Raw genomic sequence first — 12,739 nt, forward strand, 5'->3', positions numbered from 1 at the left:
GCCATGCCCGATTCGCAACTTGGATCAATCCAGCGGAAAGAAACAGGAAAATTTATGCGTTCCGTCGCCCGCCAGTTCCGGTTCAACCTGCCGGCACTTGTCCTGGGCACGCCAGCAGCGCGGATTGAAGTGGCAGCCCTTCGGCGGATTGAGCGGCGACGGCAATTCACCCTGCAGGCGGATGCGGTTCTTTTCGCGATCCGGATCGGCGATCGGCGTCGCCGACAGAAGGGCCGCAGTATAGGGATGGCGCGGCCGGTTGAAGACCTCGTCCGCCGTGCCGGTTTCCACCGGACGTCCGAGATACATAACCATCACGTCGTCTGCGATGTGACGGACGACGGAAAGGCCATGCGAGATAAAGAGGTAGGCAAGGCCCATCTCCTTCTGCAGATCCATCAGCAAGTTCAGGACCTGTGCCTGGATCGACAGATCGAGTGCGGACACCGGCTCATCGAGCACCAGCACCTTCGGCCGCAGCATCAGAGCACGCGCGATGGCGATGCGCTGGCGCTGGCCGCCCGAGAACATATGCGGGTAACGATCATAGTGTTCCGGACGCAGACCGACGCGTGCCATCATCTCCTCCACCTTGCGGCGTCGGGTGGCGGCATCATCATCCGTGTTGATCTTCAGCGGCTCTTCCAGGATGGAGCCGACCTTCTGGCGCGGATTCAGCGAGCCATAAGGGTTCTGAAACACGATCTGCACGGCACTGCGCAGGCTGCGGTCGCCGAGCCTGGCGGGCTTGCCGTCTATCAGCAATTCGCCGGCCGTCGGATTTTCGATCATCGTCACGAGGCGAGCGAGCGTCGACTTACCGCAGCCGGATTCGCCGACGACAGCGAGCGTGCGGCCCGACTGCAGGCTGAAGCTGACGCCGTTCAGCGCCTTGACGGTCGCTTCCGGTTTGAAGGTGCCGCGCTTGACGGTGTAGAAGCGGGCGAGATCGCGCCCTTCGAGAACAGCGCCGGTCATGCGGCACCTCCTGCTTTTTGCGTGGCGACAATGCCGGGGTGGCCGAGTGGCTTGCCATGTTGCAGCGGATAATTGCATAGGGCTACGCCCAGTTCAGGCCCCTGGCGCTTCACGCCCTTGTCGCATTCCGGCGTTGCAAAGGAGCAGCGCGGCGCAAAGAGACAGCCCGTCGGTCGATCGTGCTGACCGGGAACGACGCCGGCAATCGACGGCAGACGCTCGCCGACTTCGGCGCGCTCCGGCAGAGCCGAAAGAAGGGCTGCCGTATAGGGATGGTGCGGATCGCGGAACAGTTCCTTGACCGGCTGCTCCTCGACCTTCTGGCCGGCATATTGCACCTGTACGCGCTCTGCCGTTTCGGCGACGACGCCCATGTCATGCGTGATGAGCACGAGCGCCATGCCCTGCTCCCGCTGAAGGCGCACGAGCAGGTCGAGGATCTGCGCCTGGATCGTCACGTCGAGCGCGGTCGTGGGCTCATCGGCAATCAGAAGCTTCGGATTGCAGGCGAGCGCCATGGCGATCATGACGCGCTGGCTCATGCCACCGGACATCTGATGCGGGAAGTTCGACAGGCGATCCGCAGGGGCTGGAATGCCGACGAGATTCAAGAGTTCGATCGAGCGTTCGCGGCGAGCCTTGCGGTCAAGGCCCATATGGATGCGGAGCGTCTCGCCGAGCTGGAAGCCGACCGTGAAGCACGGATTAAGGCTCGACATCGGCTCCTGGAAGATCATGGCCATGTCCTTGCCGATGATCTTGCGACGCTGACGCGAGGAGATACCGCGCAGGTCCTTGCCGTCGAACATCATGCGGTCGGCGGTGATCTTCGCCGTCCAGGGCAGAAGGCCCATCATGGCAAGCATGGAGACCGACTTGCCGGAACCGGATTCGCCGACGATCGACAGGATTTCTCCTTTGTCGCACGTCAGCGAGACGCCATCGACGGCCCGGAACAAGCCGGACGAGGTCTGAAATTCGACGGAGAGGTTTTCAATATCGAGGAGTGCCATTACGACCTCTTCAGCTTCGGGTCGAATGCATCGCGCAGGCCGTCGCCCATCAGATTGATGGCGAGCACCGTGATCAGGATGCAGAGACCGGGGAAAGTAACGAGCCAAGGGTTGCTCTGGAAGAATTCACGCGAATCCGCCAGCATCGTCCCCCATTCCGGCGTCGGCGGCTGAGCGCCTTGACCGAGAAAGCCGAGCGCGGCGGCATCGAGAATGGCGGAGGAGAATGCCAGCGTCGCCTGGACGATCAACGGTCCCAGACAGTTCGGCAGGATAGTCTTGAACATCAGCCGCAGCGGGCCGGCGCCGGCTACGCGGGAGGCGATGACATATTCCTTGTCGCGCTCGGCCATGACGGAAGCGCGGGTCAGACGAACGAAATGCGGCTGGTTGACGATGGAGATCGCGATCATCGCATTGGTCAGGCCCGGTCCGAGGATAGCCACCAGCACCAGGGCGAGCAGCAGGGAGGGGACCGCGAGGATGATGTCCATGATGCGCATGATAATCGTATCGACACGGCCACGCACATAGCCGGCGACGAGACCGATCAGGATGCCGGCGAGTGCAGAAAGCGAGGCAACGACGAGGCCGATGAACAGCGAGAAGCGTGTGCCATAGATGAGGCGCGACAGGAGATCACGGCCATTGGCATCGGTGCCGAGTAGGAAGCTGCTGTTGCCGCCCTCCGCCCAGGCGGGCGGCAGGCGCTGCATGTCGCTGCCATAGGCCACATCGGGATTATGCGGCGCCACGAGACCGGCGAAAATCGCCAGAAACAGGACGAAAAGGAAGATCGCAAGGCCGATGACGGCGCCCTTGTTGCGAGAGAAATAATACCAGAACTCCGCAAGAGCGGAAGGACGGTCGGATTTGACACTAACCGTTTTGACGCTAACCGTGCTCATGGGCCGCTCCTAGTGACGAATGCGTGGATTGACGAAGCCGTAGAGCAGGTCGACGACGAGATTGACGAGCATGACGATGCCGGCGATCAGCAACAGGCCACCCTGCACCACCGGATAATCGCGCTTGAAGACCGCATCTATCATCCATTTGCCGATACCCGGCCAGGAGAAGATGCTTTCCGTCAGGATGGCGCCGCCGAGCAGCACGCCGACCTGCAGGCCGATCGTAGTGACGACGGGGATCATCGCATTTCGCAATGCGTGCACGGAAACGACGCGCAGCGGCGAGAGGCCCTTGGAACGAGCCGTGCGCACATAATCCTCGCCGAGCACTTCGAGCATCGCCGAGCGCGTCTGGCGCGCGATCACGGCGAGCGGGATCGTGCCAAGCACGATGGTCGGCAGGATCAGCGAATTGAAAGCGGACCAGAAGGCGCCCTTCTGGCCGGACAGCAGGCTGTCGATCAGCATGAAGCCGGTGATCGGCTTGAAGAAATAGATGAGTCCGATACGGCCCGAAACCGGCGTCCAGTGCAGATAGCCGTTGAAGACGATGATAAGCAGCAGGCCCCACCAGAAGATCGGCATGGAATAGCCGACGAGGGCGACGCCCATGACGCTCTGGTCGAACCATGTGCCCCGCTTCACGGCGGCGAAAACACCGGCTGGTATGCCAAGACAGATCGCGAGGATCATGGCACAGATCGACAGCTCGAGCGTGGCCGGGAAGAAGGTCAAAAAGTCGGTCAGCACGTCACGCTTTGTCGTGATCGAGGTGCCGAGATCGCCATGAAGGGCATTCCAGATATATCGGCCGTACTGCACGACCATCGGCTGGTCGTAGCCGAGATCGTGCGAGATCTGCGCATGACGCTCCGGCGACATGACGCGTTCGCCCGACAGCAGCATGACAGGATCGCCGGGAAGCAGGCGGATGAAAGAGAAGGCGACGATCGATACACCGAGGAATGTCGGGATCAGCACCGCTAGCCGGCTGAAAAGAAATCGCAACATGGCAGATGTCCAAATTTTTCCGGCGGTCAGACAGAGTGTCTGACCGCCGGTTCGCCCGATACTAGCCGGGCATTCTCACAGATTTTTCGTTATTCGGCGATATCGACGCCGTCGAAGCGATGAATACCGAGCGGATCCTGGAAGTAGCCCGTGACATTCTTCGTCATCGGCATGAAGACTTCCGAGTGATCGATCGTCATCCACGGTGCTTCGCGCTTGAAGACGACCTGAGCCTCTTCGTAGAGCTTCGTGCGCTCCTTGACGTCAGCCGTCTGCTTGGCCTTCTTCACCAGACCGTCGAATTCCTTGTTGCACCACTGTGCGCGGTTGTTGCCGCCAACGGCATCGCAGCCGAGCAGCGTGTCAAGGAAGTTGTCCGGGTCGCCGTTGTCGCCAGTCCAGCCGAGGATGGCCGCGCCATCGCGGTCCTTGGCGGAGGAGAGCTTCAGGTACTGCGCCCAGTCATAGGTGACGATCTCGACCTTGACGCCGATCTTGGCAAGGTCCGCCTGCATCAGCTCGGCAGCGCGACGGGCGTTCAGCATGTAGGGACGCGACACGGGCATCGCCCAGATCTTCATGCTGAGATCCTTGACGCCGGCCTTTTCGAGCAGCTTCTTGGCTTCTTCCGGATTGAATGCGTCGTCCTTGATGTCCTTGTTGTAGGACCACATGGTCGGCGGGATCGGGTTGGTCGCAACCTTGGCGGAGCCCTGGAAAACGGCATCGACGATGGCCTGCTTGTTGACAGCCATGTTGATGGCCTTGCGTACTTCGACCTTGTCGAACGGAGCAACCAGCGTGTTGTAGGCGAGATAGGAAACGTTCAGGCCAGCCTGATCGAGAACCTTGAGGTTCTTGTCGGCCTTCAGATCCTTGATATCAGCCGCATTCGGATACGGCATGATGTTGCACTCACCGGACTTCAGCTTCTGCGCACGAACGGAGGCGTCCGGCGTGATCGCGAAGACGAGATCGTCGATCTTTTCCTTGCCCTTGAAGTAGGTTTCGTTCGCCTTGTAGCGGATGACGGCATCCGGCTGATAGGCGACGAAGGTGAATGCGCCAGTGCCGAGCGGCTGCTGGTTCATCTGCTCCATCTTCTTGTCGGCCTGCAGCTTGTCGGCATATTCCTTCGACAGGATCGAGGCAAAGTCCATAGCGAGGTCGGCGAGGAACGGAGCTTCCGGGCGGTCAAGGACGAACTTGACGGTGAGATCGTCAACCTTGTCGATCGACTTGATGAGCTTCGGGAAGCCCATGCCATCGGCATATTCGTAGGTACCGCCGGCGACATACTTCGCCCAGGGGCTGTCCGTGCCGAGCTGGCGGCCGATCGAGAAGATCACGTCATCGGCGTTGAGGTCGCGCGTCGGCGTGAAGAAGTCGGTGGTCTGGAACTTGACGCCCTTGCGGAGCTTGAAGGTGTATTCCTTGCCGTCCGGAGACACGGTCCAGCTTTCGGCAAGGCCCGGCTCGATTTCGGTGCTGCCATGCTTGAATTCGACAAGGCGGCTATAGACCGTGCGCGACGAGGCGTCGAAAGTATTGCCTCCGGTGTAGAGACCCGGGTCAAAACCTTCCGGCGAGCTTTCCGAGCAATAGACAAGCGTTTTTGACCAGGCGGACGTCGCCATGACCGAAGCCAAGGCTGTCACTGCCAGCAGGACAGAAATCTTTTTCATGATATCGTTTCCCAGATTGTTATTCTTTTGAAGCCGTGGACACCACCAGAGGTTCCCATCCGGATCGCGCCGATGGAACTTTATTTTAAGTTTGAAAGCAACAAGCGCCGCCTAAAATTTTTCCAATTTCTAGAGTTTGGAAATTTTTGAACGAAAAAACCTCTGAATTGGTAATTTTCTGGCAAAAATTTGCACGCCCTTAGCAGATTCAGAACGATTTGCCGTTTTGCTCTTTCAATCCGCCAACCGCCTATTGCCCGGATAGGAGGCAATACAAACGAAAATCCGCAGCTACCGGCGGTAACTGCGGACTGAAACATGTTCGAATTTCAGAGGACTGATCAGGCGGCCGGGGCTGCAACCACCGGCTTCTTCGCAATCGCCTTGTGATCTTTGTCGGTAAGGCCGAGGAGAAAGTTGATCTGCGGGCGAGCCTTGACAAGGTCGTCGATGGAATATTCGGTCAGAACGTCGAAGAAAGCATTGAGCGCCTTGCGCAACGCCGAGTTGAGGCCGCAGCTATCGACCAGTGGGCATTCCACCACGCCATCCTCGAAGCATTCCGCCATGGCGAAACTATCTTCGGTAACACGGACGACATCGAACAGACTGATATCGGTCGCCGGCTTGCCAAGGCGCACGCCGCCATTGCGGCCACGCACCGTTTCGACAAGGCCAGCCTTGGTCAACGGCTGCAGAATCTTGAAGAGAAACAGCTCAGATACGCTGTATGCCCTGGCGATTTCCGGAATTCGGCTCAGATGGCCATCATTGGCGGCGCAATACATCAGCATGCGCACTGCGTAATTGGTCTGTTTCGTCAAACGCATGCCGATCTCCTGGAATCAAGGCTGCTTAGGGGGCTGGCCCCGTATATAGTGGCTTTCTTAGTTTTGAACAATTCCAAAATATGAAATTCATATTCAGCTTATTTAGAAAGCCTGAGCTCCTCACCCCTTCGGCTTCGTCCCCTTCTCCTCCAGCTCCCTGGCATAACCAAGGATCGCCTGCTTGCGCTCGGGCGTCCCCGGATGGGTTGAGAGCATGCTGGTACTGCTATGATCGCCAAGTTTCGTTTCAAGGATATCGAAGAACCGTGAGAGTGCCGTCGGATCCATGCCCGCCGCCTGCATCAACTCGACAGAGCGGCGATCGGCCTGTGCTTCCGCCTCGCGGGAATAGGAAAGCGCAAGTAGGCCGCCGCCTTGCGTCAACAGATCCTGAATGCCGGAACCGACGTCACCAGCTATCAGAAGCACGAGACCCGCAACACCCGCGGCACGGTAAAGCTGACGCAGGCTGTGCCTGTATTCGACGTGACCGATCTCGTGACCAAGCACGGCGGCAATCAGTTCCTTATCACCGCCGGCGAGTTCGACCAATTGGTCAGTCAGAACGAGGTTTCCGTCCGGCAGCGCGAAGGCGTTCGGACCGATGAGGCCGCCATCGCGGAAATTCAGATGATAACGGCCGGCACCACCTTCCGCATTTGCGGCTATCGTGTCAAAATCATTGCGAATTTCCGTCTGCTGTGCCGCCGGCAGCTTGCTGGGGCCGAAGCTCACCTGGTCCAATGCCTTCAGCGTCCCTGCCGACATCATCTCCGGCACCACGGGCGGCGTCACCAGCACCGCAACCTCCACCAAGATCGGCAGGGCATAGCGATAGATGACCGAAGCAAGGACGATCGTCGCAAGAGCGAAGGCGATCAGACGGGGACGAACGATCTCAAGTCCATGAACGAAACCACTGCGTCCCTCGCCGCGGCTTCGCAGGTAAGCATCGACGGCGTCATTATCGCAGGTTTCAAAAACCGATTCATTTCCGAACACAATGCGACGCGGGATGGAGCCGACGCGCGGGCTGACCTCGATATCCGAGCGGATACCCCAGGCAAGCCGCTTGTCTTCCTCATCCTCTTCAGACGAGAGCACCATGAGAGACCCGCCGATATCCATCAGCCGGGACGGAACCTCCCGGCTGGAATGCGGCGGATGCCAGACACCCGTCGCGATCGTCTGCGGATCAGAAGCCAAAGTCGAATCCATCGACATCGAGATATTCCGCGCTGATCGCGTTGCCGGTCGAGCGGATCTGGTCGAACACGACGCCGATTTCGCCATTGATACTGATCGCCGTATGCTCTGCCAAGAAGCGCTGCATGCGCACCGCCGCCCACGGGCGCATCAATCCGAGAGTTACCAAGGTGACGACGACATTGGAAATCGCAATCCACGCATAGCGCCGGCGACCAAGATCGCTTCTGAGCTCATGACGATGATCGACCGTTGCCGCCGACCAGACGATGTTGCGCACCGTCGCGCGGTAATAAAGACCAGCGAATAGGTAAATCGGGAAAATAAGCACAATCATCCAATGCCACAGGCTGAGGCTGCCCATTCCCGGTCCCATCGAGTTGCTGCTGAAACCGATCGCGAAAGCGCTTACAACTCCCAATATCACGATGCTTACGATCATAATCGCGATTACGGTGACGAGGGCCTCGTAGAGCGCGCCCAATCGCGGCTCGGTCGAGAACGGCCGATCGCCATAGCGCAGATTGTCGAAGATATATTTATAGAACCATCGGCTTGCGATCGGGGACAGTAGCCCAAACGATACAATCGTTACCAGAGCGCCGAGGAAGATTGCCTTGAATGCACCGCCATAGGTCCCAACGAAATCGAAGCGCACATTGCGATAGCTCGTAACCCGCGCATTGAACCGAAGGCCGCGCATGAGGAACCATGGGAATACCACCAGCAAGACGGGCCAGATCACCAAAACCGCCAGCGGCGCAATATGCGAAAGTACATTCAACACGAAGAAAACGCCGAATACGATCAGCCGGCCGATCAATATCTGCTTACCCTTGGCATGATATTCGAAACTGTGGTCCAGAATGACCGTATTCCCATAGAAATACCGGTTCCGGCGGACCTTTGCCCAGGCCGAATAAATACCCAGCGTAACAATCGTCAGCAGAATATTGACGATCCAGATGCCGAAATATTCCGAAGCGTTGCCTGTGAAGGAAGCTCTTTGGAAAAAAGGGCTTCCGCCCAGCGGATAATCTTGCTCAACAACTGCCATGCTATGTTCCCCTACCCCACAAGAGGACGAGCGTTCCCACCGGCACTCCAAGTAAGCACCAGACGTTGGGCGACGTGTTGCGCGGCACGTCACTCGCCTTAACATTGCATTTGAGATCAGGAAAACGACCGCCGATCAACGGAAAAATACAGGCTTACCGCACTTGAGGCGCGAACGGGCAATTTGCAGCAAGACTGCAACCTTAATGCCACAACGGCGCCAACTCACTTATGGCACGGAAATCCATACCGCCATTTCGCAGCCGCCCGGCTCGCGGAAATGGAAGCGACGTCCACCAGGAAAATCGAAAGCCGGGCGGGTGATGACGCCGCCGGCGAATTCGACGGCACGTTGAGCAGCTTCCAGATCGGTGGTGCGCACGACGGGCAAAGGCGTGCCGGCCGCCTCCCCCGCGTCCCCGTCTATGCCGGCATCTATTCCGGCTGCCTCGATGACATGGTAAGTCGGTCCATAGCTGACAAAGCTCCAGTCGAAGGCTTCTTCGAAGAAGCGGCGGGTCTTCAGGCCGTCTTTCGACGGAAATTCGAGATAGTCGATCTGATAGGTCACGGCCATCGCGCGGCCCTCCCGTTGTTCTTGTTTTGTTCTAAATGAAAACAGCGGCCCTGACAAGATGACTCCATCGAAAACAAACGCAATAAAAAAGCCGCCGTCCGAAAAAATTCCGGACGACGGCTGATGGAAGCCAATGATTGCGGTGCTTATTTCATCGTCGGCATGACGAATTCGGCGCCATCCTTGATACCGGACGGCCAGCGCGCGGTGATCGTCTTCGTGCGCGTCCAGAACTTGATCGAGTCCGTGCCGTGCTGGTTGAGGTCACCGAAGCTCGAAGCCTTCCAGCCGCCGAAGGAGTGGTAGGCAAGCGGAACCGGGATCGGAACGTTGACGCCGATCATGCCGATATTGATGCGCGAAGCGAAATCGCGAGCCGCATCGCCGTCACGGGTGTAGATGGCGACGCCGTTGCCGTATTCGTGCTTCATCGGCAGGTCGAGGGCATCCTCGTAGTTCTTGGCGCGAACGACCGACAGAACCGGCCCGAAGATCTCGGTCTTGTAGATGTCCATCTCCGGCTTGACGTGGTCGAACAACGTGCCGCCGACGAAATAGCCGTCTTCATAACCCTGCAGCTTGAAGCCGCGGCCGTCGACGACCAGCTTGGCGCCTTCTTCGACGCCACGGTCGATCAGGCCGTTGACGCGGTTATAGGCATCCTTGGTGACCAGCGGGCCCATGTCGGCCTTCTCATCGGTATAGGGGCCGATGCGCAGGGATTCGATCTTCGGAACCAGCTTCTCGACGAGACGGTTGGCCGTCTCCTCGCCGACCGGAACCGCGACCGACACCGCCATGCAACGCTCGCCGGCAGAGCCGTAGCCGGCGCCCATCAGGGCATTGACGGCCTGGTCCATATCGGCGTCGGGCATAATGATCATGTGGTTCTTGGCGCCGCCGAAGCACTGTGCGCGCTTGCCGTTCATGGCGGCCGTGCCATAGACGTAGCGGGCAATCGGCGTGGAGCCGACGAAGGAAACGGCAGCGATATCCGGATCCGTCAGGATGGCATCGACGGCAGCCTTGTCGCCATTGACCACGTTGAGGATGCCTGCCGGCAGGCCGGCTTCGATCATCAGTTCAGCAAGGCGGATCGGCAGGGACGGATCGCGCTCTGACGGCTTCAGGATGAAGGCGTTGCCGCACGCGATCGCCGGCGCGAACATCCACATCGGGATCATGCCTGGGAAGTTGAACGGCGTGATGCCGGCGCCGACACCGACCGGCTGGCGGATGGAGTACATGTCGATAGCCGGGCCGGCGCCTTCGGTGAACTCACCCTTTTGCAGATGCGGAATGCCGCAGACAAATTCGCAGACTTCGAGGCCGCGGATGATATCGCCCTTGGAATCCTCGACCGTCTTGCCGTGCTCCGAAGAAAGCAGGGTCGCCAGCTCATCCATGTTCTGGTTCAGCAGTTCGACGAACTTGAAGAAAACGCGGGCGCGGCGCTGCGGGTTGGTGGCGGCCCATTTCGGCTGCGCAGCCTTGGCATTTTCGACGGCTGCGCGCAGTTCGTCAACGTTCGCGAGCGCGACGGTTGCCTGCACTTCGCCGGTTGCCGGGTTATAGACGTTGCTCGTGCGTCCGCTCGTGCCGGCGACGTGCTTGCCGCCGATGAAATGACCGATCTCACGCATGGATGTGCCTCCTCGTTTTCTTGGATGCTGACAGGATGGCACTTCAATTTGCACAAATCAATGAGCTGTTATAAGCAACCGTTGTGCAAAAATTAAAGTCCGAAAGCATGTCGCGTAAAAGTGTATAGCGGTTTTTGCGATAACGACATGCGCGAGACCAAAGGCCGAACGCGCAAAAGGATGTGTGCTGATGGATTGGGATGACGTCCGCATGTTTTTGGCTGTGGCGCGCACGGGCCAGATCCTGGCTGCTTCGAAACGGCTGGGCGTCAACCACGCCACCCTCTCCCGCCGCGTGACGACGCTGGAGGAACGGCTGAAGACGCGGCTGCTGGTGCGCCGCACCAATGGCTGCGACCTGACGGCGGAAGGCGAAATCTTCCTTCACGCGGCAGAGCGCATGGAAACTGAGATGCTGCGCGCGCAGGCAAGCGTCGGTCACCTCGACAGCGCGATCACAGGGACCGTGCGCATCGGCGCGCCCGACGGCTTCGGGGTTTCTTTCCTCGCGCCGCGGCTCGGGCGGCTGATCGCCCACTATCCGGAGCTGCGCATTCAGCTCGTGCCCGTTCCCCGCTCCTTCTCGCTGTCGCAGCGCGAGGCCGATATCGCCATCACGCTGGAACGGCCGGAGCAAGGACGTTTGGTCTCATCGAAACTGACGGATTACACGCTCGGGCTCTATGCCTCGAAAGCCTATCTCGAGCAGGCAGGATTGCCCGACAGCGTCGAGGCGCTGAAGCTGCATCCGCGCGTCGGCTATGTCGAAGACCTGATCTTTACGGCATCGCTCAATTTTTCCGGCGAGATCATGCGCAGCTGGGACGCCTCTTTCGAGATCTCCACAGCCATCGGCCAGACGGAAGCAGTGCGTTCCGGCGCAGGCGTCGGCATTCTGCATGATTATATTGCCCGACAGTTTCCGGAGCTGACCCGTATTCTGCCGGATGTCTCCATCAAGCGTGCCTACTGGACGACCTATCATGAAAGCGCCCGCGATCTCATGCGTGTGCGCACTGTCGCGGACTTTTTGCAGGAGCTGGTCAGCGAGGAGCGGCGGATCTTCCTGTAAATAACGCCGATGGAGGCGCCTCCGGCTCGGAGGCAATGGTCACGGCATCAAGCTGCGCCACCATGATGGTGCATGCGGCGGTTGAGCCTCCGCATGCTTCGGCGGCTCCTCGTTCTCGTCGGGGTTGGGCACGGGAACTTCATCCGGCAACCTGTCCGGCTCCGGCTCTCCGATCGGCGGCTTCGGCGCCCAGCCTGGCTCCGGCATCGGAGGCGTATCGGGAATAGGCTCGTTCGGTACAGACATGCCCGCTCCTTTCGTCTGCTTGCCGATATGGACACAACGATGAGCGATGCCGACGGTTCCAAGATAATTTGGGCATGCGAGCAGCGTTTGCGATAGAGACGCGGTTCGCCACCCTCACGCCTTGCTTCTGGACAAAGGCCGGGTGAAGCTTAGTATTTTCGCGGAGAGATCAGGAGCCAGGACGATGAGCGACAAGAAGCAGCAGAAACTGGACGAGAAAGAACACAAGGAACAGGACGATTATCTGGAGGAAGCGCTGGAGGAGACTTTTCCGGCAAGCGATCCGATATCGCCCGGCCATGTCTCGAAGAAGCCTGAAGACAAGAAGTAGGCCCGCGAGGCCAAAGGCGTCGGTATCTTCTACGAACGAACCGGGGAGAAAATGGTACGGTTGGGGGGTCTCGAACCTCCGACCTCAGGTGCCACAAACCTGCGCTCTAACCAACTGAGCTACAACCGCACTTGCTCGCGTCGCCGCGAACGGGGGTGACATACGAGGACTTTGAAATTA

At 59.1% G+C, this 12,739-nt stretch carries 13 protein-coding genes and 1 tRNA gene; 2 read left to right on the forward strand and 12 right to left on the reverse strand.

What is annotated here, in order from left to right:
* Nucleotides 1–24: 24 nt before the first annotated feature.
* The 10 genes from FHT73_RS09100 to FHT73_RS09145 form a co-directional block, all read right to left on the reverse strand.
* A complete protein-coding gene (locus FHT73_RS09100) occupies nt 25–978 on the reverse strand; it encodes a peptide ABC transporter ATP-binding protein (RefSeq protein ID WP_112398718.1) in 954 nt (317 codons plus the stop codon).
* Entirely contained in the window at nt 975–1,991 is a 1,017-nt protein-coding gene (locus FHT73_RS09105) for an ABC transporter ATP-binding protein (protein ID WP_183711042.1), read from the reverse strand. Before FHT73_RS09105 ends, FHT73_RS09100 begins: the two co-directional genes overlap by 4 nt.
* Nucleotides 1,991–2,899 (reverse strand): ABC transporter permease subunit, encoded by a 909-nt coding sequence (locus FHT73_RS09110; RefSeq protein WP_015338876.1) that lies wholly within the window; start codon nt 2,897–2,899, stop codon nt 1,991–1,993. The genes FHT73_RS09105 and FHT73_RS09110 overlap by 1 nt, the downstream gene beginning before the upstream one ends.
* A gap of 9 nt (nt 2,900–2,908) precedes the next feature.
* On the reverse strand, nt 2,909–3,913 hold the full coding sequence (locus tag FHT73_RS09115; RefSeq protein ID WP_112608267.1) for an ABC transporter permease subunit: 1,005 nt from the start codon (nt 3,911–3,913) through the stop codon (nt 2,909–2,911).
* An 89-nt stretch (nt 3,914–4,002) separates the two neighbouring features.
* A complete protein-coding gene (locus FHT73_RS09120; protein WP_183711044.1) occupies nt 4,003–5,598 on the reverse strand; it encodes an ABC transporter substrate-binding protein in 1,596 nt (531 codons plus the stop codon).
* A gap of 341 nt (nt 5,599–5,939) precedes the next feature.
* Nucleotides 5,940–6,428: an iron-responsive transcriptional regulator RirA gene (rirA, locus tag FHT73_RS09125; RefSeq protein WP_112398715.1), complete on the reverse strand. Its 489-nt coding sequence runs from the start codon at nt 6,426–6,428 to the stop codon at nt 5,940–5,942.
* Between the two features lie 120 nt (nt 6,429–6,548).
* The gene (locus FHT73_RS09130) at nt 6,549–7,652 is read right to left on the reverse strand and encodes a M48 family metallopeptidase (RefSeq protein WP_183711046.1); all 1,104 of its coding nucleotides are present in this window, start codon (nt 7,650–7,652) and stop codon (nt 6,549–6,551) included.
* Entirely contained in the window at nt 7,624–8,691 is a 1,068-nt protein-coding gene (locus tag FHT73_RS09135; protein WP_183711135.1) for a YjgN family protein, read from the reverse strand. The genes FHT73_RS09130 and FHT73_RS09135 overlap by 29 nt, the downstream gene beginning before the upstream one ends.
* A gap of 228 nt (nt 8,692–8,919) precedes the next feature.
* Nucleotides 8,920–9,267 (reverse strand): VOC family protein, encoded by a 348-nt coding sequence (locus tag FHT73_RS09140; RefSeq protein WP_015338872.1) that lies wholly within the window; start codon nt 9,265–9,267, stop codon nt 8,920–8,922.
* 146 nt (nt 9,268–9,413) lie between these two features.
* A complete protein-coding gene (locus tag FHT73_RS09145) occupies nt 9,414–10,910 on the reverse strand; it encodes a CoA-acylating methylmalonate-semialdehyde dehydrogenase (RefSeq protein ID WP_112335341.1) in 1,497 nt (498 codons plus the stop codon).
* 190 nt (nt 10,911–11,100) lie between these two features.
* Here FHT73_RS09145 and FHT73_RS09150 point away from each other — a divergent pair, with 190 nt between their 5' ends.
* Nucleotides 11,101–11,982: a LysR family transcriptional regulator gene (locus FHT73_RS09150; protein ID WP_183711048.1), complete on the forward strand. Its 882-nt coding sequence runs from the start codon at nt 11,101–11,103 to the stop codon at nt 11,980–11,982.
* Nucleotides 11,983–12,021: 39 nt separating this feature from the next.
* On the opposite strand, the gene FHT73_RS09155 is transcribed toward FHT73_RS09150, so the two are convergent.
* Entirely contained in the window at nt 12,022–12,228 is a 207-nt protein-coding gene (locus FHT73_RS09155) for a hypothetical protein (protein ID WP_183711050.1), read from the reverse strand.
* 184 nt (nt 12,229–12,412) lie between these two features.
* Between FHT73_RS09155 and FHT73_RS09160 the strand changes: the two genes are divergently transcribed.
* A complete protein-coding gene (locus FHT73_RS09160) occupies nt 12,413–12,559 on the forward strand; it encodes a hypothetical protein (protein WP_015338868.1) in 147 nt (48 codons plus the stop codon).
* Nucleotides 12,560–12,611: 52 nt separating this feature from the next.
* On the opposite strand, the gene FHT73_RS09165 is transcribed toward FHT73_RS09160, so the two are convergent.
* Nucleotides 12,612–12,688, reverse strand: a tRNA-His gene (locus FHT73_RS09165).
* Nucleotides 12,689–12,739: the final 51 nt, after the last annotated feature.

This window comes from Rhizobium sp. BK098 (assembly GCF_014193155.1).
Lineage (GTDB): Bacteria > Pseudomonadota > Alphaproteobacteria > Rhizobiales > Rhizobiaceae > Rhizobium.